The following is a 19154-nucleotide window of genomic DNA, read 5'->3' on the forward strand; positions in this document are numbered from 1 at the left end:
TAAGCACGAAACCCGCCCCCCCCCCCTCCACCCCCCCCCCCCCCCCCTCCTCTCCCCCCCCCCCCCCCCCCCCCCCCCCCCCCCCCCCCCCCCCCCCCCCCCCCCCCCCCCCCCCCCGCCCCGCGGGAGCGGGCCGTTCGAGTGAAGCCCCGGAACCGACGCCGCGGAGGGGCAGTTGACCAGGGCGCTCCACTAGCGGGCACTCGTTGCGACAATAAGGATCAATCATGCTCAAGAGGATCATGACTGCTGCCGCGGTCACCGCCGCCGCCGTCGGTGCGGGCGCCGCCCTCGCCGCCCCGGCCATGGCCATCGGCGACGACAACGGGGTCAACACCTTCAACGGCAACGACTCCCAGCACATCTACGGAAACCAGGCCGCCTACGGGACCGCGAGCCCGCAGATGGGGCTGGTCCAGGGCACCCTCAACAAGCCCTGCATCGGCCTGCCCGCGAAGGCCAACCCCCAGTCGATCCTCGCCCTGGCCAACCTCGGCGTCCAGGACGTGCCGATCCTGTCCAACCCGATGAACCAGCAGTGCACCGAGAACTCCACCCAGGCCAAGGGAGACGAGTCGCTCTCGCACGTCCTGGACAACATCCCGGTCCTCTCCGGCAACGGCTCCCAGGGGCTCTGACCTCCGCTCCGCTCCCTCCCGGCCCGCTGCGGTCCGGGCCTGCGCCCGTGGAGCGATGTGACGAGGGCCCCGGCAGCATCCGCTGCCGGGGCCCTCGTCTGCGCGGCCGTGCGCCGTCAGCCCGTCCAGAACTCCCACCACCGGGTGAGGATCAGCATCCCGATCACCCCGGTGTGCAGGACGGGCGGCACCCAGCCGAACTCGGCGAGGAAGCCCCGCACCGGCCCGGGCGCGGGCAGGTACCCGGTGCGGACGTTGTACGCGGTGACCGCCCAGAACATCACGAGTGTCGCGACCCAGGTCAGGCAGCACCACAGGCACAGCGCGTTGATCTCGTAGAGCGACTGGACCATCAGCCAGGTGCAGAAGCCCACGCCGAACGCCGTGCCCGCGTTCAGTCCCAGCCAGAACCAGCCGCGCTGCCGGGCCCCCGCCAGCAGGCTCACGCCGGCGCACACCACGGCCCCGAACGCGACCAGTCCCAGCATGGGGTTGGGGAAGCCGAAGGCCTCCGCCTGCTCGCTCTGCATGACGCTGCCGCAGGAGACCACCGGGTTGAGGCTGCAGGCCGGCTTGAAGTCCGGGTCTTGGAGCAGGAGGAACTTGTCGAGGGTGATCACCCACGAGGCCAGCACCCCGGCGGCCCCGGTGAGGACCAGCAGCCAGGCCAATGCCCTTGGCGCGGCGGCCGGTTCACCCTCGTGTCGAGTGCTGGGCCGCCCCTGCTGGCGGGGAAGGCCCACTGTTTTCGTAGCCATACCGCCCATGGTCCCGCGCTACGGGACATACCCAGGCGAACCCTTCACATTCCGCCAAAAGTTGACCTGAAGGGGTGGCGGGAACCCCTGTTGCCTCCCGGACGTTTTACCGAACCCCGGACGTGATGTCAGAGCCAGGGGCTACGTTGAGCTCCCGCGAAGTCACTAGCTGCGACGGCCTGGAGACCCACCTTGAGCGATCCGTACGAGACAACCGAGGCGCACCTCGAGCGACTCCTGGGCCGCGCCCTCAACTCCTATGACCTGCCTGACCGGTTGGTCGAGCGCCTCGGGACGGCGCTCGCCCACAGTTCTTCGCTGTACACCACGAGCCACAGCCCGGCGGCGGGGCGGTGGCGGGAGACCCACCGGCACACCTACCTGCTCTCCGACGGCGGTTCGGCGTCCCTGTGGGAGCTGGTGTACCGGCACGAGGGCGACCGGACCATACGGCACGAGGTCTTCACGAGCCGGACGGAGACCCACCTGGCCGTGGCCCGGCTGTTCGGCGAGACCCCGGAGGAGGATGCCTTCGGCCCGGCCGGGTTCGATCCGGAGGAGGAGCCGGAGGCGGCGGACCGGGACGCGGCCGCGCTGAGCGCCCTGCTCTCCGCCCCGACCGCGGCGCAGCGGTACCGGGAGTACGCGGTGGAGCAGTCGGCCGACCACGCCCGGCGGGTGCTGCGGCGCGCCGAGAACGCCGACCGGCCAGGGGAGCGGACGGCGCTGCTGCTGAAGTCGGCGTACGCGCACCGGATCACGCAGGCGTTCGGCACCCTGCAGAGCCTGGCGGACGGGCGGGACGCCGGATTCCGGCTGTACGAGCACGCGTTCGTCCTGCTGGACGGCGGCGAGATCAGCCTGTGGGAGGTCGAGCACACGGCGACGCCGGACGGGCGCCACATGTGCGAGGTGTACGAGACGGAGGCCGCGGCGCGCGGGGCGATGGAGGTCCGGGCGCACGGCTGAGCGCCCCCGTCAGACGGCGGTCGGCTCGATCGGCCCCGTCGGGTCCATCGGGGCCACCGGCTCCACCCGCACCGCGGCCCCGCCCGGAACGGCCGGCTCGGTCAGGTACTGGTCCAGCGGCGGCCGCGGTGTGATGCGGACGTTCTCGGGGCGCAGGTCCGCGGGGGCCGGCATGGCGCTGCCCGGGAGCCGGACCGCGGCCGCGCCGTGGGCCAGGGCCGAGGTGAGGGCCTGCGGGCCGCTGCCGCCGGCGATGAGGAAGCCGGCCAGTGCGGCGTCGCCGGCGCCGGCGCTGCTGCGGACGGCCGCCACCGGGGCGGTGCCGTGGAGGATCCCCTCGGCCGAGGCCAGCAGCTGTCCGTCCGCGCCGAGCGAGGCCAGTACGGCGCCCGCTCCCCGCGAGCGCAGTTCCTCGGCGGCGGCCGCGGCGTCGCCGAGGGTGTACAGCGGGCGGCCCACCGCCTCCGCGAGCTCGGCCGTGTTCGGCTTGACCACGTCCGGGCGGGCGGACAGTGCCTCCGCCAGGGCCGGGCCGGAGGTGTCCAGGGCGACCAGGGCGCCCGTCGCGCGGGCCCGGGCGACCAGTTCGGCGTACCAGTGGGTCGGCAGGCCGGGCGGGAGGCTGCCGCAGGCCGCGATCCAGGCGGGGCTGTCGGCGCAGGTGCGGACGGTGTCCAGCAGCAGCGCGGATTCGACCGCGGTGAGGACCGGGCCGGGGGCGTTGACCTTGGTGAGGGTGCCGTCCGGTTCGACGAGCGAGACGTTCGAGCGGGTCTGCCCGGCGATCGAGACGGCGGTGACGTCCACGCCCTCGGCGGCCAGGAGTTCGGCGAGCAGGGTGCCGGCCGGGCCGCCGAGCGGGAGGACCGCCGTCGTCCGCACGCCCGCGGCGGCCACGGCGCGCGAGACGTTGACCCCCTTGCCCCCGGGGTCGAGCCGGTCGGCGGCCGCGCGCAGCACGGCGCCCCGCTCCAGCGCGGTGACCTCGTACGTCCGGTCGAGGGAAGGGTTGGGGGTGACGGTGAGGATCATGCGAGCACGACTTCCGTGGGTGTGCGTCCGCCCGGCGTCCGGTTCCTTGGATTTCCCCTCACCGTACGCCCGTCATGCCCCGAATCAAAAGGAACGGGCATGCCCGCCCCGGAGGAGCGGACATGCCCGTGTACAGGGGGCCGGGGGGGAGGCGGCTACGCGGCCGGGACCTTCTCCGGGGCCTGCGGGGCCTGCTCGGCGGCGCCCTCGCGCTGCTCCGGCGGCACCGACTTGCGCGGCAGCATGAACATCACCGCGAAGATCAGCACCAGTACGGCCACGACCCACCACAGCGCCCCGCGGAAGGCCTCCACGTACGGCGGCCCGAAGACGGAGTCGTCGTCCATCAGCCCGAAGAAGACCACGGAGGTCAGGCCGAGGCCCAGTGCGTGGCCCATCTGGCCGGTGGTGTTGATCAGCCCGGAGGCGGAGCCGGCGTGCTCGCGCGGCACCTGGGACAGCACGGTGTCGGTGAGCGGGGCCACGATCAGGCCCATGCCGAGGCCCATGACGATCAAGGGGGCGGCCATCTGCCAGGAGGTGATCTCCATCCCGAAGTGCTGCGACTCCCAGATGTAGAGCAGGATGCCCGCGGCCATGGCCAGCGCGCCCGCCTGGAGCACCTTGCGGCCGAAGCGCGGGACGAGCTTCTGCACCGACAGGCCGGCGGCGGCCGAGACGGCGAGGGAGAACGGGATGCCGGTGACGCCGGCCCGCAGGGCGCTCCAGCCGAGGCCCGCCTGCATGTACAGCGTCCAGACCAGGAAGAAGATGCCGGTCGCGAGGCCGAAGATCAGCTGGACGGCGATACCGCCCGCGAAGCTCTTGATCCTGAAGAGGGAGAGCTCGACCAGCGGGGAACCGTCCTTGCGGATCTTGTGCTTCTCGTAGGCGATGAACGCGGCGAAGACGAAGGGCACCAGGGCCATCGAGACGAAGCCCCACAGCGGCCAGTCGTTCTCCCGGCCGTGGGTCAGCGGGAAGATCAGCATGACCAGGCCGAGGGTCGCGAGGACGACGCCGACCAGGTCGAGGCGCAGGGCCGTGGGGGCCTTGGACTCGGTGATGAAGGCGCGGCCGAGCAGCGCGCCGGCGATGCCGACGGGCAGGTTGATCAGGAAGATCGGGCGCCATTCGAGGCCGAAGAAGTTCCCCTGGGTGAGCAGGGCGCCCAGCAGCGGGCCCGAGACGGCACCGAGGCCGACGATCGCGCCGAACAGGCCGAAGACCTTGCCGCGCTCCTGGGGCGGGAAGGTGACGTGGATGATCGACAGCACCTGCGGGACCATCATGGCCGCCGTGCCGCCCTGGAGGATGCGGGCGGCGACGAGCACGTCGGGGTCGGGGGCGATGCCGCAGAGCAGCGAGGCGATGGTGAACCCGGTGATGCCGATGAGGAAGAGCCTCTTGCGGCCGTAGATGTCGCCGAGGCGGCCGCCGGTGATCAGGCCGGCCGCGAAGGCGAGCGCGTAGCCGGCGGTGATCCACTGGATGGCGCTGGTCGACGCGCCGATGTCGGCGCGCATGCTGGGTATCGCGATGTTGACGATCGTGACGTCGACCAGGTCCATGAAGGCCGCGGTCATCACGATGGCGAGCGCCAGCCAGCGGCGCCGGTCGGCGACGGGGGCGTCCGGTTCGGGTGAGACGCGTGCGGGTGCGGGTGCGACAGCTGGTGCGTCGGCGGGGGTGGAGCTCCGCTCTTCGGATATGGGCCCGTTCTTTCCTTCGGGCGATGTCATGGTCGTCTCGCTGCTCATGGGAGAAAGCTAGACCGCGTCTAGGTCAGATGGTGTCCTATTCCGCTGGCAGCCTGGATCCCATGACCGACACTCCCGCACGGCTCCTCACCCTGCTCTCCCTGTTGCAGACCCCACGCGAATGGCCCGGGAGCGAACTCGCGGAACGGCTGCGGGTGAGTACGCGCACGATCCGCCGCGACATCGACCGGCTGCGGGAGCTCGGGTATCCCGTGGAGGCCACCCTGGGCCCGGAGGGCGGGTACCGGCTGGTGGCGGGCGCGGCGATGCCGCCTCTGCTACTGGACGACGAAGAGGCCGTCGCGATCGCGGTGGGGCTGCGGGCGGGGGCCGGGCACGCCGTCGAGGGCGTCGAGGAGGCCTCCGTACGGGCGCTGGCCAAGCTGGAGCAGGTGCTGCCGGGGCGGCTGCGACACCGGGTGGGCGCCCTGCAGTCGGCCACGATCGCGGTGACCCGCGGGGACGGGGCCACCGTGGACCCGCACACGCTGACGACGATGGCCTCGGCGGTGGCCGGGCGGGAGCGGCTGCGGTTCGCGTACCGGGCGCGGGACGGGGCCGGCACGCGGCGGCTGGTGGAGCCGTACCGGCTGGTGAGCACGGGCAGCCGGTGGTACCTGGTGGCCTACGACATGGACCGGGAGGACTGGCGGACCTTCCGCGTGGACCGGGTGGCGGACCCCTTCGCGACCGGCGCCCGGTTCGCCCCGCGCGAGTTGCCGATGGACGCCGTGGAGTTCGTCCGCAGGGGGCTGCACGGCCGGCAGATGTACGCGGTGGAGATCGGCTTCGGCGTGGGGGTGGAGGAGCTGCCCGGCTGGCTGCGGGACAACGCCGTACCGGCGGACGGGAAAGGGAAAGAGGGCGGGAAAGGGGACGGGGGTGGGGATGCGGGCCCGGGCGCGGGCTGCCGGGTGCGGTTCGAGACCGGGGAGTCCCCGGAGTGGCTGGCGGCCCGGCTGGCGCTGACGGGGCTGCCGTTCACCGTCCACGCGCCGGAGCTCCTGGCCGAGGCCGCCCGGTCGCTGGCCGAGCGGCTGGTGGCGGGGGCCGGAGCCGGGACCGCAGCGGCCGGGTAGCGGGCGGCAGGAAGACCCCCGACACCTGGGGGGGTGGTGTCGGGGGCCGCGTGGGGACCGGCCGGGGGCCCGGTGCGGGCCGGGCCGAGCCGGGGCCGTCAGGCCACGGCGTCGAAGCCGGTGTCGCGCGCCATGCGCTTCAGCTCCAGCAGGGCGTGCTTCTCGATCTGGCGGATCCGCTCGCGGGTCAGGCCGTGCTGCTTGCCGACCTCCGTCAGGGTCCGCTCCCGGCCGTCGTCGATGCCGTACCGCATCTTGATGATCGACGCCGTGCGCTGGTCGAGCTTGCCCAGCAGGTCCTCCAGCTCCTCGCTGCGCAGCAGGGAGAGGACGGACTGCTCCGGGGAGATCGCCGAGGTGTCCTCCAGGAGGTCGCCGAACTGCGTCTCGCCCTCGTCGTCCACGGACATGTTCAGGCTGACCGGGTCGCGGGCCCAGTCGAGTACGTCGCCCACGCGCCGCTCCGTCGAGTCCAGTTCGGCGGCTATCTCCGCGTGCTCGGGCTCCCGGCCGTTCTGCCGGTTGAACTCCCGCTGGATGCGGCGGATCCGGCCGAGCTCCTCGACGAGGTGGACGGGGAGGCGGATGGTGCGGGACTGGTCGGCGATGGACCGGGTGATGGCCTGGCGGATCCACCACGTCGCGTACGTGGAGAACTTGAAGCCCTTGGTGTAGTCGAACTTCTCAACGGCGCGGACCAGGCCGGCGTTGCCCTCCTGGATCAGGTCGAGCAGGGGCAGGCCGCTGCGCGGGTAGCGGCGGGCGACGGCCACGACGAGACGCAGGTTGGAGCGGATGAACGTCTCCTTGGCCCGCTCCCCCTCGGCGGCCAGGACCTCCAATTCCTCGCGGTTGGGAGCGTCCCCATCACGCTCCACCTCGCCGTCGAGGATCTGCCGGGCGTACACCCCCGCCTCGATGATCTGTGACAGTTCCACTTCCTTGGCCGCATCGAGCAGCGGGGTGCGCGCGATCTCGTCCAGGTACATGCCGACCAGGTCGCGGTCGGCGATCTCCCCGCCCACAGCGCGGGCGCTGCCCTCGGACTGGTGGCGGGCGACGGCGCGGGTTGCCATGCGTGCTCCCTTGCAAATGTGTGAGGTCGCGGTGCGGCTGCTGGAACGCGGCTCTGCGTCCCCGGACACTCTCCCGAGTGCCCGCATCCATGGGAGACAACGGCTGGAATCAGGACAGAATTCCCACGCCGATGTCTCTTTTTCGTGATCTTGCAGTACCCTGCCCCGCCGCATCCCGGACAGGCGACGGCGCCGGCTCCGCCGGAGCGCGAGGAACCGCAGGTCAGACAGGGGGCGGGGACGATCGGAAAGCCCTCGCCGGCCGTGCGCGGACCGCGGCCGGCGCGGCGCCCGCCGGACCGCCGCCACACGGACGGCGGAAGCACTCCTGTCCCGGAAGACGACTCCGAAAGGCTTCTGGTTGCGCGGACCGGACCCCGGGCGGCGAGCAGGGGGCCCGGGAGCCGGGACGGGCGAAAGCGGAACCGCGGCGAAGGAGCCCGGAGGGGCCTCTACCCGAACTGGACCGAGCGCTTCGACAGCCCCATCCAGAAGCCGTCCACCGTGTCCGTCCGGCGGCCCAGATCGCCGGCGGCGTCGGCCGCGCCGAGGGTGACGAAGAGCGGGGCGAAGTGCTCCGTGCGCGGGTGGGCGAGGCGGCCCGCCGGAGACTTGGCCTCGAAGTCCAGCAAGGCGTCGGTGTCGGAGGCCTCCAGCGCCTCGCGGCCCCAGGCGTCGAACTCCGCCGACCAGGCCGGAACCCCGGGCCCGGTGTGGCGCAGCGCGGCCAGGTTGTGGGTGAAGAAGCCGCTGCCGACGATCAGGACTCCCTCGTCGCGCAGGGGTGCCAGCTTGCGGCCGATGTCCATGAGGCGCCGCGGGTCGAGCGTGGGCAGGGATATCTGGAGCACCGGTACGTCGGCGTCCGGGTACATCTCCACGAGCGGGACGTACGCCCCGTGGTCGAGGCCGCGGTCGGGGACGTCCTGGACGGGGGTTCCGGGGCCGCGCAGCAGCGCCCGTACCGAAGCGGCGAGGTCCGGGGCGCCCGGGGCGTCGTAGCGGACCCGGTAGTAGTGCTCGGGGAAGCCCCGGAAGTCGTAGACGAGCGGTGCGCGCTCGGTGGCGCCGAGGGCGAGCGGGGCTTCCTCCCAGTGCGCGGAGACCATCAGGATCGCCCGGGGCCGGGGCAGGGCGGCGGACCAGGCGGCGAGTTCGCCGGGCCAGACCGGGTCGTCGGCGAGCGGGGGTGCGCCGTGGCTCAGGTAGAGCGCGGGCATGCGGGCCGGGCGCGGGGACGCCGCGTCCACGGCGGCGGCTCCGGCCGGGTGCGGGGGCGGGGGCGGGTTGGGGGTCACGGTGGCGCTCCTCGTTCGTCCGAACGGGGCCTGGGACAGGACCGACCCCGTGTCATTCAAATTTGAACGACACGGGGTCGGGGGTCATTCCCGGAGTACCCCGCGGCCCGTCAGTGGACGATCACCGGGACCTTCACCCCGGCCTCGGAACCGGCCTCGGAACCGGCTCCGGAACCGGACGCGACCGGGCCGCCGGCGCCGGGACGGCCCGTGTTGATCAGGGTCAGCGCGATGGCCGCGCTGGCGAGGAGGATGCCGACCGCCCACCAGATGGCGGTGGAGTAGCCCTCCACCATCGCCTGGGCCTGGAGCAGCTTCGCCGCGGCGCCGCCGGCCGACGCCTCGGCCGCGTGGCCGACCAGGTACGCGGTGGTGGCCGAGGCGGCGATGGTGTTCAGCAGGGCGGTGCCGATCGCGCCGCCGACCTGCTGCGAGGTGTTGACCATGGCGGAGGCGACACCGGCGTCGGCCGCGGCCACGCCGTGCGTGGACAGGGACATCGCCGGCATGAACGCCGTGCCCATGCCGAGGCCCAGCAGCAGCTGCGCCGGCAGGATCAGCGCCGGGTACGAGGAGCCGACCTCCAGCTGGGTCAGCATCAGCATGCCGGTGGCGGCGACCAGGAAGCCCGGCCCCATCAGCAGCCGCGGCGGGACCCGGGTCATCAGGCGGGCGCCGATCTGCGTGGAGCCCGTGATCATGCCCGCGATCATCGGCAGGAAGGCGAAGCCGGTCTTGACCGGCGAGAAGCCCCTCACGATCTGGAGGTAGTAGGTGAGGAAGAGGAACAGGCCGAACATCGCGATGACGGCCAGGCCCAGGGAGAGGTAGACGCCGCCGCGGTTGCGCTCCAGCAGGACGCGCAGCGGCAGCAGCGGGGACTTCACCCGGGACTCGGTGAAGACGAAGGCCGCCAGCAGGGCCGCCGAGGCGATGAACAGGTCCACGGTCACCTCGTCCGTCCAGCCGGCCGACTCGGCGCGGGTGAAGCCGTACACCAGCGCCACGAGGCCGAGCGTGGACAGAATGACGCCGGGGACGTCGAGCGGCGCGCGGTTGCGGCCCCCTGCGGGCTCGCGGATGACCCGCCAGGCGCCCACGGCCGCGACGACGGCGAACGGGATGTTGACGTAGAAGGTCCAGCGCCAGTTGAGGTACTCGGTGAGGAAACCGCCGAGGATCAGGCCGACGGCGCCGCCGCCGCCCGCGATGGCCCCGTAGATGCCGAAGGCCTTGGCCCGCTCGGTGGCGTCAGTGAAGATGACGGCCAGCAGGGAGAGGGCGGCCGGGGCGAGCAGCGCGCCGAAGGCGCCCTGGAGCGCGCGGGCGCCGAGCATCATCGCCTCGCCGGTGGCGGCTCCGCCCAGCGCGGAGGACAGGGCGAAACCGACGAGGCCGACGACGAACGTGTTCTTGCGGCCCCACTTGTCGGCGATGCGGCCGCCGAAGAGGAGCAGGCCGCCGAACGCGAGCGCGTAGGCGGTGATGACCCACTGGCGGTTGCCGTCGGAGATGCCGAGGTCGGTCTGGGCGGAGGGCAGTGCGATGTTCACGATCGTCGCGTCGAGGACGACCATCAGCTGCGCCAGCGCTATGAAGAGGAGCGCCTTCCAGCGGTTGGAATCGGCAGCCGGCGCCGGGGACGGCGCGGCCGGCGCGCTTGTCGCGGCCGTTTTTGGCATGGGGGTACCCACTTCACTGTCTTCGGTGTACGGAATGACGGATATGAATGACCATCACGCGACATGGCGTGAGATGAGCCATTGATGCAGTTAATGCAAATGACGCAATTGTGCAGTTGATGGGGATTTGCTACGCCGACGGAGCCGGCCCGGCCCGGAGCGTCACACGGTCTTCTGCCTGAGGTCTTCGAGAGTGGCCGCCTCGCCGGGCAGCACGGAGCGGGCCGGGGCCCGCAACCCGTCGAGGAGGAGCTGGAGATGGCGGTGGACGAACGTGTCCACGTCGATGCAGGCGATGCCGGGAAGGGGGCGGCTGAGCTGGGACAGGGCGACCATCAGGTCGCCGACGCCGACGTCGGCCCGGATCAGGCCCTCGTCCCGCCCGGCGGCCAGCAGCCCCTCGACCGCCTCCGCCAACTCATCGCGGGCGGAGAGGAGTTCGGGGTGTTCACGGTCGAAGTCGCCGCCGAGCATGGCGCACAGGGCGCCGATCCGCTCGTCCGCGGCGGTGTGCGTGAAGCGGCACAGCGCGGCGAACGCGTCGGGCTCGCCGGCGAGCGACTGCCGCGCCTCGGCCGTGACCCGGTCCGTCACGAACAGCACGACATGGTGGACGAGGGCGGCACGGTCGGGGAAGTGGCGGTACAGGGTGGCGTTGCCGACGCCCGCCCGCCGGGCGACCTCGTCGAACGGCGCGCCGGAGCCTTGCTCGACGAACACCTCCCGTGCCGCCGTCAGGATCCGCTCCCGGTTGCGCACGGCATCGGCGCGGGGACGCGGGGCTGCGGCCGCCGCGGCGGCAGTGGTGGTGCTGCTTTTCATGCGCGGCCTCCTCGACCTGGACCTCGTACCGACCGACCCGACCCGCCGAAACGGGGAGCCGGCCCCCGTTTCGTGGACACCCATGCAAACGGGGAGTGCGTCCCCGGTTATTTCACTCGCCCGTGTGACCCGGACCACATCCCTGTTCCCGTTCGGCGCACCCGGCGCGCGGGCGCGCCGCCTCCGACGGAGGGTGATCGCACGGAGCGCAGTCCGGGTCCGGCCGGCTGCCGCGGACCCGAAGGCGATCTCCATGCCGCAGACCCGCCACCGGATACGCAGACCACGCCGCGCCGGCGCCTACATCGGCCTCACCGCGCTGGCCCTCGGTGTCACCGCCACCGCCAGCACCGGGATAGCCGGACGCGGGCAGTCCGCAGCAGGTCCTGTCGCCACGGCGGCCGAGTCGGCGCTCGCGCCCTGCCGGATCGCCGGTGCGCCGGGCGTACAGATGTCCGAGGGTCTGCCGACACCGCCCGGGTACTCCCGCTCGACCGGCGAGGTCCGGGCACTGAACCTGATGGTCGACTTCCCGGACGCCAAGGGCGAGGGAACGGCACTGGACCGGCTGGCGGAGTTCTTCCCGCAGACCACGGAATGGTTCCGCACCAGCTCCTACGGGCGGCTCAGCTACCACGCCGAGGCGCCGATCAAGACGTGGCTGCGGATGCCGATGCCGTTCGCCGCGTACGGGATCGAGCGCGGGTCCCCGTACGAGCCGGGCTACCGGCAGCTCGTCGAGCACATCGTGCAGGCCGCCGACCCGGACGTGGACTTCCGCGCGTACGACCTGGTCAACATCCTGGTCACGCCGAACGCCGGGCCCTCCGCCCTGGACACCGTGCTGTCGGTGACCTTCTCCGGCAACCCCGAGGCCCCGGTGGCGGACGGCGTACCGCTCTCGAACACGTCCTTCGTCTACAGCCGGCAGGACGACGGCTCCGGCACCTACCGGGAGACCGGCTACCGGGTGCTGCCGCACGAGAACGGGCACGTCTTCGGCCTGCCCGACCTGTACACCGCCGACGGCGGGAGCGCGGTCGGCCACTGGGACATCATGAGCGAGGACTGGGGCGCCAACAACGACCTGCTGGGCTGGCACAAGTGGAAGCTGGGCTGGCTCAACGGCTCGCAGATCAGCTGCGCCTCGAAGCCCGGCGTCAGCGACCACGTCCTGTCCCCGCTGGCGGTCGGGGGCGGCACCAAGCTGGCCTTCGTCCCGCTGTCGGAAAGCTCCGGGTACGCGGTCGAGGTGCGCACCCGGGCCGGGAACGACGAGGCCGTCTGCAAACCGGGCGTGCTCATCTACAAGGTGAACTCGCTGGTCGACACCGGGCAGGGCCCGGTCACGGTCCTGGACAGCGCGGCCGGCAGCGGCGGCTGCACCCGGCGGCCCAACGTGCACGGGGAGCTGTCGGACGCGCCGTTCCAGTCGGGCGAGACCTTCACCGACGAGAGGGCGGGCATCAGCGTCTCGGTCGTGGGCGAGCTGCGCAACGGCAGCTTCCAGGTGCGGATCACCCGGCCGTGAGCCACTGCCCGCGGTGGCTCCGGTACTCCTCCCACGTCCACAGCAGCTGCCGGCGGGCCAGCACGCCGACGGCGTGGCGCCGGTACTTCGCGGTGCCGCGGACGTCGTCGATCGGGTTGCAGGACGCGGCGGCGAGCGCGCCGAACTGCCGGACGACGGACGGCGCGAGCGCCTGCCCGGACTCCCAGAACCCGCCCTCCTCGAGTGCCGCGCACAGGAACTCCTCGGCCACCCGGGCCCGCACCGGGGTGGGTGCGGCGGAGCCGATGCCGGTCCGGACGGTCCGGCTCCGGGGATGCAGGGCCATCCCGAAGGCGCACACGGCGATGACCATGGCGTTGCGCGTGCCGACCTTGGAGAACTGCTGGGGCCCGGTGGCGTTCGCGATCCGGATCGTCTTGATCAGCTCGTCGGGGGCGAGGGCGTTGCGCTTGACCCCGGTGTAGAACGCGTCGATCGGGATCAGCCGGGTTCCCCGTACGGACTCCGCCTCGACCTCGGCGCCGGCGGCGAGCAGCGCCGGGTGGGCGTCCCCGGCCGGGGAGGCGGTGCCGAGGTTGCCGCCGACACTGCCCCGGTTGCGGATCTGCGGGGAGGCGACGGTGTGCGAGGCGAGCGCGAGCCCGGGCAGCGGGCCGCGCAGTTGCTCGACGATGTCGGTGTACGTGACGGCGGCGCCGAGGACGGTGGTGTCCTCCCCGACCTCCCACTGGCGGAGCAGCCCGATACGGGTGAGGTCCATGAGGTACTCGGGCCGGCGGTGGTCGAAGTTGATCTCGACCATCACGTCGGTCCCGCCGGCGATGGGCAGGGCCTCGGGGTGCTCGGCCTTGGCGGCGAGAGCCTCTTCCCAGGTGGCGGGGCGCAGGAACTCCATGGTCCGGCTCGCATTCGTCGCGGGGGAGGCGGAGGACGCCCCGCCCTCTACCGGACCCATGAACCGCTCGCCCGGCCCTCAAACCGGATCCCGGGCACTTCCCCGACACGCACGGCGGGGCGGAGGCGGTCCGCGCGGGGCCGTATGTAATCTGATCATGACCTTTCTGAACGAGTTCAAGAAAACTGGGGGGCCGGTGCACCGTCACCGCATCATGATTTCCGCTGCCGTCGTCGCGGCAGCCGTGGGCCTCGCACCGGGTGTGGCGCAGGCGGCGGGACCGTCCGCCGACCGCGCCCCCGGCGCGACCGCCACGCCCGACCCGGCGAAGTCCGGCGCCGCCAAGACCGGGACGGGGAAGACCGGGGCGGGGAAGACTGGGGCCGGGACCGCGAAGGACCCGTCGAAGGCCGCGGCAGCACGGGCCGAGCTGGAGAAGGCCACCTTCTTCAGCCCCGCCGAGCGCGCCGTCCGCACGACCCTGTCCGGCGCGCCGGCGCCGCAGGGCGGGCCGGCATCGGCCCAGCGCACGGCGGGCACGGCGGGCACGGCGGGCACGGCGGGCGACCCCTACCTCGGCGTCACGATGGGCGCCGACAACACCACCGCGCGCGGCATCCGCCTGACCGCCTACGTCATGAGCATCAGCGACTTGAAGACCGTGGTCACCGTGACCATCGACTGGGGTGACGGCAGCACCGAGACCGAGTACGTCACCTCGGACTCCGACTACCCGTTCCTGCACCTCGACCACACCTACGCCAAGGTCGGGTCCCACAAGGTCACCGTCACCGCGAAGGACCTCCGCAACGACCTGACGACCACCAACACCGTGGACGCCGTCGTGGCCGGCACCGAGTTCACCCCGCACGCGCCCACCCGGCTCCTGGACACCCGCAACGGGACCGGCGCACCGGGCGCCCAGGCCGTCGCCCCGTACGGCACCACCCGCGTGAAGGTCGCCGGCGCCGGCGGCATCCCCGCCGGGGTGTCCGCCGTGGCCCTCAACCTCACCGCCACCAACACCACCGCCGACGGGCACGTCACCGCCTACGCCTCCGGCACCGAGCAGCCGGCGACCTCGAACGTCAACTTCGCCGCGCGGCAGTCCGTCCCGAACCTGGCGATCGTCCCGGTCAGCGAGGACGGCTACGTCGAGCTGGCCAACCGCAGCGCCGGCAAGGCGGACCTGATCGCGGACGTCACGGGGTACTTCACCCGCTCCGAGGCCAACGGCTACACCTCGCTGGCCCCGACCCGCCTCGTGGACACCCGGGAGGGGCTGGGCACCGCCCGGGGCCAGGTGGCCGGGCAGCAGACGTTCGGCACGCAGATCGCCGGCCAGGGCGGTGTGCCCTCCAAGGGCGTCACCGCGGTGGCGCTCAACGTCACGGTCACCAACCCGAAGGACGGCGGCCACCTCACCCTCTTCCCGAGCGGGCAGCAGACCCCGACCACGTCGAACCTGAACTTCACCGCCGGTCAGACGGTCGCCAACTCGGTGATCGTGCCGGTGGGCCCGGACGGCAGGATCAACATCCGCAACGGCTCCTGGAGTCCGGCCGACGTGATCGTGGACGTCGTCGGCTACTACAGCGCCGACGGGAAGGCCGCGTACCTTCCCCTCGCGCCGAAGCGCCTGACGGACACCCGCGAGTGGGCCTGGCCGGTCGACGGCCAGGACTACCGGAAGCAGGAGGTGCCCGCGGACAAGTCCGCGCTCGAGGGCGCGGTCCTGAACGTGACGGTCACCAACACGCAGGGCAGCGGCCACCTCACGGTCGCCCCGGACCCGAACACCTGGGACCAGTACACCAAGGGCACCGCCGTCCGGCCGACCCCGCCCAACTCCTCCAACCTGAACTGGACGAAGGGCGCGACCGTCTCGAACCTGGCCCAGACGAGCACCGGCAGCAACGACCTCCTCGACTTCTGGAACCGGGGCTGGGAGCCGACCGATCTGATCGTCGACATGTTCGGCGTGTACGACCGGCGCTGATCCCCCGCCAGGCGCGGGCGACGGCCCGCGCACCGCGTGATCCGTACGCGCAGACATCTCCGCGTACGGATCATGCACCACCCGCTACACTGAGCCCGGTGGCCAAGCCCTTACGGGCCGCTGCCGCGACCACGCCTTCGTAGCTCAGGGGATAGAGCACCGCTCTCCTAAAGCGGGTGTCGCAGGTTCGAATCCTGCCGGGGGCACCGACGCACGAGCCGCTGACCTGGAGTCCTCCTCCGGGGATCGGCACTCGGCGCCGCAGTCGACGCGACGGCCCCGGACTATCCGTCCGGGGCCGTTTCGTGTGTTCCTCCCCCTACCGGGCGGGCCGCGGCCACGGCTGCCGCGATCAGGTCGGCCGCCTCCATCTCGTCCAGCCAGACCAGGCGGAGGTCCCCGGCCTGGTCCGGGGGCGCGGGCAGCGGCCGGCCCGCCGGCTCCCAGCGCAGGCTCTCCGGGCCGAACACCTCGGCATGTGCCTCACCGCGTACGACACGCTGCCGCAGCAGCGGGCCCCGGCGGTCGGCCGGCGCGTAGTAGGTGATGCGTCCCTCCGCGTCCACGGCGTCGAGGACCGCACGGTCGAGGGAGCGCAGCGCCGGGGTGCCGAGGCAACCCTGCAGGGTGCCGGGGCGCATCCGCACACCGGCCAGGTCGAGAAAACCGGCGTTGTCCTGGAGGAACTCACCGCCCCGCTCGTAGAAGAGGACCAGCGGCTCGTAAAGATCGGGAAGCCCTGCGAAGGCATCCGGATACCGCGACCGGTACTCCGCCAGCCGCAACGCGCCGGTACACGTGCGCTTGACCGCGTAATTCCCGGTCATCCCACCCAGATATGCGTGGAGCTCGGCGGCGACTCCCGGAGAGAGCACGAATCCGGGGTCCGCGCATTCGATGACGTCGAAGAAGGGCCACGTGTCCTCGGCCGAGCATGCCTGCGCCCACACTGCCGCCCGCCGAAGGTACTCACGCATCAGCACACGCCGCGACACGACGCGCGCGACGGCCCCGTCCCAGTCCCCCGTCCATTCCACGGCGCGCAGGCGCTCCAGCACGGCGAGCGCAGGAGGGCTCGATGGCACCACCGGACCGGAAACGGCTGCGGACGGGCTCATCGGGAGCCGCGGAGGTGCTCCGTCACGGCTTCGATGAAGGCAGCGGCCTCGATGTCGGTGATACGGACGTGGCCGGCGCCCTCGCCATCGGTGTCGGAAGGCCCCAGCTGCCGGGTGGGCTCCCACCGCAGACTGCTGGTGAAGGCCTCCTCGTACGTACGGTCCTCATCGGTGCGGCGCCGCAGGATGCCGCCGGGGTTCTCCCGGGAGTACCCGCCGTCGACCTTGGCGTAGTAGGCGATCTCGCCCTCGGCGTCCAGTGCGTCGAGGGTGGCGGGAGCGAGCGTGAGGAACGGCGCGGCGGCGGCGTTGCCCTCCACGTCTCCCAGCCGGATCATCGTGCCGTTGAGGTCGACGTACTCCTCCAGCCAGTACCCGCCGCCGCGCTCGTACATGAGCAGCAGCGGCTCGTACGGGTCCGGCAGGCCGCCGGCCGGCTCCTGCCCGGCGTCCCGTACGGCCGCCCAGCGCACGGCGGCTCGGCACGTGGTCCGCAGCGAGGCCGGGGCGAGCCCGTTCAGGAGTTCCTCCAGCTCGGCCTCCACGTCGGGCGGTGTCTGCGCCGGCCCCGCGTCGAGGTGCTCCGCGACATCGAAGAACGGCCACGCCTCCTCCGCGCCGCAGGCCCGGGCCCACAGAGCGGAACGGCGCAGGTACTCGCGCATGAGGAGGGCACGCGACGGCGCGTGCTCCCAAGCCGCCGCCTCGTCCTCCCAGTCAATGGCGCGCAGCCGTTCCAGCACGGTGCGTGACGACGTCTCGGTCACTTCAGGTCCAGCCCCTTAGCTCGCAGCTCTCGGAAAACATCCTTGACGAAATCGTCGATGTTGGACAAGTCGTGGGCGAGGACCGTCTTCGGGTGCTTCAGACCGAGCTTCTGCCACGCATAACCGAAGCCGCCCCGTACGGGATTCGGCGACAGGTCGTGCGCGCCGGCCGCACTCAGGCTCTTCGGCGAGTACCGGCCGCCGCCCTGGTAGGTGCCGTCCGGTTCCTTCCGCCACAGGCCCGCCTCGTCGCGGAGATACGGCAGACCGGCCTTCATCAACTTGCTTTCCACGTACTCATGGGTCATGAGATTGCGGAATTCCTTGAGCTGGGCCTCGGTGAGGGTTCCCTTTCGGGCGCCGTCCCACAGGTCGGCGATGTCGTCGCGCGGCGTGAACCGCCCGCGCCGCCACTCGCCCGGCCCGATGACCACATCGTGCTGCGATCTGATCATGTGGGACTTCACGTCCCGGATCACGGATTCGGAGAGTCCGGTGTTCTTGGCCATCACAGGGACGTCGACGTGGTTCGGGGTGGACCGCAGCGAGTCGTAGATCGCCGCACCGTATTCCGAGGGCTTCTCCACCCAGCCGGCGCCGCTCCAGCCGCCGTCGGGGCCGTGCGTGTAGGGGTTGTCGGTCGCGTCGCCGCCCGTGCGGGCCGCGTCGTCCGCGCCGTCGCCGAGGTTGTCCGCGCCGCCCGCGCCCGGGGTCTCGGGGTGGGCCCCGCCCGTGGGCGGGCCGTCGGTGCGGCCTGCGCCGCCGCCCGAGGTCTCGGTGTGACCGCCGCCGCCCGTGGACGGGCCGTCGGTACGGGGGCCAGGGGTGTCCGCGTGGCCGCCGCTCGTGGTCGGGGTGTCCGGGCGCGGGCCGGACGTGGACGGGGTGTGGGTGTCCGCGCTGTTGCGCGGCGTGTTGTCCGGGGCGTGGCCGCCGGGGGTGGTGTCCGGGCGGGGGCCGGGGATGTGGTCGCCGACGGTGCGGGCCGGGTCGGATATGTCGGACCCGAGGCGGATGCCGTCGTCGCCGCGGCCGCCCACACCCGTCAGGACACGGTCGGGCTCCTTGACCGGGGCCGGGGTGTCCGCCTTCGGCACGTCGGCCTTCGGGGTGCCCGTGCCCGCGCCCGGCTTGGCCGACGGGGCCTCGTCCGCGTGCTGGGTGATGTTGCCGGCGGCGTCGTACAGGTTGCCCTTGGGGTCCATGAACTGCGACGGGCCGTCCACGGGCAGCTTGACCGTGCCGGGGGGCAGGGTGGCGGTCCCCTCGGGGAGCTTGACGGTGTCGTTGGGGAGCTTGATCGCGCCCTCGGGGATCGGCGTGCCGGAGGGGAGGTGGATGGAGCCGTCGGGCAGCATCTTCGCGCCGTCCGGGAGGGCCACCGCGCCGTCGACGTTGATCTTCGGGATCTCGATGTTGCCCATGCCCTTCAGGCCGGCCATCACATCGCCGATCTTCGAGAACCCGGCACCCGCGCCCTTGAAGATGTATGTCATCGGGTCGACCGCCCGACCCGCCTTCCCTGCGAACGACAGCGCCTTCGCCACCGCGCCCGCCTTGCCCGCGCCCGCCGCCGCACCGCCGGCACCGCCCGTGAACACGGTCGTCAACACGTTGAACGTCACCGCACCGGCCGCCCGGGACGGGTTCGAACCCCACTGGTCCCAGGCCAGGAGCGCCTTGCCGGTCTCCTTCATCGCCGTGCGCGAGTCGCGCAGCCAGGACGGCAGCTTGTCCGAGGGGGCGGC

At 72.4% G+C, this 19154-nt stretch carries 15 protein-coding genes, 1 tRNA gene and 1 pseudogene; 6 read left to right on the forward strand and 11 right to left on the reverse strand.

Annotation, left to right across the window (positions count from 1 at the left end; translation table 11 throughout):
* The first annotated feature begins 227 nt into the window (after nucleotides 1-227).
* Entirely contained in the window at nucleotides 228-638 is a 411-nt protein-coding gene (locus AC068A_RS35325; RefSeq protein ID WP_478590393.1) for a rodlin, read from the forward strand.
* 116 nt (nucleotides 639-754) lie between these two features.
* Here AC068A_RS35325 and AC068A_RS35330 read toward each other — a convergent pair whose 3' ends face one another.
* Nucleotides 755-1396, reverse strand: a complete 642-nt coding sequence (locus tag AC068A_RS35330) for a vitamin K epoxide reductase family protein (RefSeq protein ID WP_478590394.1) — start codon at nucleotides 1394-1396, stop codon at nucleotides 755-757.
* A gap of 192 nt (nucleotides 1397-1588) precedes the next feature.
* Between AC068A_RS35330 and AC068A_RS35335 the strand changes: the two genes are divergently transcribed.
* On the forward strand, nucleotides 1589-2365 hold the full coding sequence (locus AC068A_RS35335) for a DUF6227 family protein (RefSeq protein ID WP_478590395.1): 777 nt from the start codon (nucleotides 1589-1591) through the stop codon (nucleotides 2363-2365).
* A 9-nt stretch (nucleotides 2366-2374) separates the two neighbouring features.
* On the opposite strand, the gene pfkB is transcribed toward AC068A_RS35335, so the two are convergent.
* Both pfkB and AC068A_RS35345 read right to left on the reverse strand, forming a co-directional pair.
* Nucleotides 2375-3397 carry a 1-phosphofructokinase gene (gene pfkB / locus AC068A_RS35340; protein ID WP_478590396.1) on the reverse strand — a complete coding sequence of 341 codons (1023 nt, stop codon included), beginning with the start codon at nucleotides 3395-3397 and terminating at the stop codon, nucleotides 2375-2377.
* A gap of 155 nt (nucleotides 3398-3552) precedes the next feature.
* The gene (locus AC068A_RS35345) at nucleotides 3553-5157 is read right to left on the reverse strand and encodes an MFS transporter (RefSeq protein ID WP_478590397.1); all 1605 of its coding nucleotides are present in this window, start codon (nucleotides 5155-5157) and stop codon (nucleotides 3553-3555) included.
* A gap of 62 nt (nucleotides 5158-5219) precedes the next feature.
* Between AC068A_RS35345 and AC068A_RS35350 the strand changes: the two genes are divergently transcribed.
* Nucleotides 5220-6236: a helix-turn-helix transcriptional regulator gene (locus AC068A_RS35350; protein WP_478590398.1), complete on the forward strand. Its 1017-nt coding sequence runs from the start codon at nucleotides 5220-5222 to the stop codon at nucleotides 6234-6236.
* 98 nt (nucleotides 6237-6334) lie between these two features.
* On the opposite strand, the gene AC068A_RS35355 is transcribed toward AC068A_RS35350, so the two are convergent.
* From AC068A_RS35355 to AC068A_RS35370, 4 genes are all read right to left on the reverse strand, one after another.
* On the reverse strand, nucleotides 6335-7312 hold the full coding sequence (locus AC068A_RS35355; protein WP_478590399.1) for a sigma-70 family RNA polymerase sigma factor: 978 nt from the start codon (nucleotides 7310-7312) through the stop codon (nucleotides 6335-6337).
* Nucleotides 7313-7764: 452 nt separating this feature from the next.
* A complete protein-coding gene (locus tag AC068A_RS35360; RefSeq protein WP_478590406.1) occupies nucleotides 7765-8532 on the reverse strand; it encodes a dioxygenase family protein in 768 nt (255 codons plus the stop codon).
* A gap of 188 nt (nucleotides 8533-8720) precedes the next feature.
* Nucleotides 8721-10292, reverse strand: coding sequence for an MFS transporter (locus AC068A_RS35365; protein ID WP_478590400.1), 1572 nt, complete (start codon nucleotides 10290-10292; stop codon nucleotides 8721-8723).
* 162 nt (nucleotides 10293-10454) lie between these two features.
* A complete protein-coding gene (locus tag AC068A_RS35370) occupies nucleotides 10455-11114 on the reverse strand; it encodes a TetR/AcrR family transcriptional regulator (RefSeq protein ID WP_478590401.1) in 660 nt (219 codons plus the stop codon).
* Nucleotides 11115-11367: 253 nt separating this feature from the next.
* Between AC068A_RS35370 and AC068A_RS35375 the strand changes: the two genes are divergently transcribed.
* Nucleotides 11368-12645 carry a M6 family metalloprotease domain-containing protein gene (locus AC068A_RS35375; protein WP_478590402.1) on the forward strand — a complete coding sequence of 426 codons (1278 nt, stop codon included), beginning with the start codon at nucleotides 11368-11370 and terminating at the stop codon, nucleotides 12643-12645.
* On the opposite strand, the gene AC068A_RS35380 is transcribed toward AC068A_RS35375, so the two are convergent.
* Entirely contained in the window at nucleotides 12632-13522 is an 891-nt protein-coding gene (locus AC068A_RS35380; RefSeq protein WP_478590407.1) for an FAD binding domain-containing protein, read from the reverse strand. The two genes, AC068A_RS35375 and AC068A_RS35380, sit on opposite strands and share 14 nt — an antisense overlap.
* Nucleotides 13523-13736: 214 nt before the next feature.
* Between AC068A_RS35380 and AC068A_RS35385 the strand changes: the two genes are divergently transcribed.
* Nucleotides 13737-15521 carry a PKD domain-containing protein gene (locus AC068A_RS35385; RefSeq protein WP_478590403.1) on the forward strand — a complete coding sequence of 595 codons (1785 nt, stop codon included), beginning with the start codon at nucleotides 13737-13739 and terminating at the stop codon, nucleotides 15519-15521.
* A 133-nt stretch (nucleotides 15522-15654) separates the two neighbouring features.
* Nucleotides 15655-15727 (forward strand) — tRNA-Arg (locus AC068A_RS35390).
* A gap of 78 nt (nucleotides 15728-15805) precedes the next feature.
* Here the strand turns inward: AC068A_RS35390 and AC068A_RS35395 are convergent.
* The 3 genes and pseudogenes from AC068A_RS35395 to AC068A_RS35405 form a co-directional block, all read right to left on the reverse strand.
* On the reverse strand, nucleotides 15806-16606 hold the full coding sequence (locus tag AC068A_RS35395) for a hypothetical protein (protein ID WP_478590404.1): 801 nt from the start codon (nucleotides 16604-16606) through the stop codon (nucleotides 15806-15808).
* Between the two features lie 29 nt (nucleotides 16607-16635).
* Nucleotides 16636-17406, reverse strand: a complete 771-nt coding sequence (locus tag AC068A_RS35400; RefSeq protein ID WP_478590405.1) for a hypothetical protein — start codon at nucleotides 17404-17406, stop codon at nucleotides 16636-16638.
* A pseudogene (locus AC068A_RS35405) lies at nucleotides 17403-19154 on the reverse strand (hypothetical protein); the annotation flags it as partial. The pseudogene AC068A_RS35405 and the gene AC068A_RS35400, both read right to left, overlap by 4 nt.

This window comes from Streptomyces sp. NPDC043854 (genome assembly GCF_056436005.1).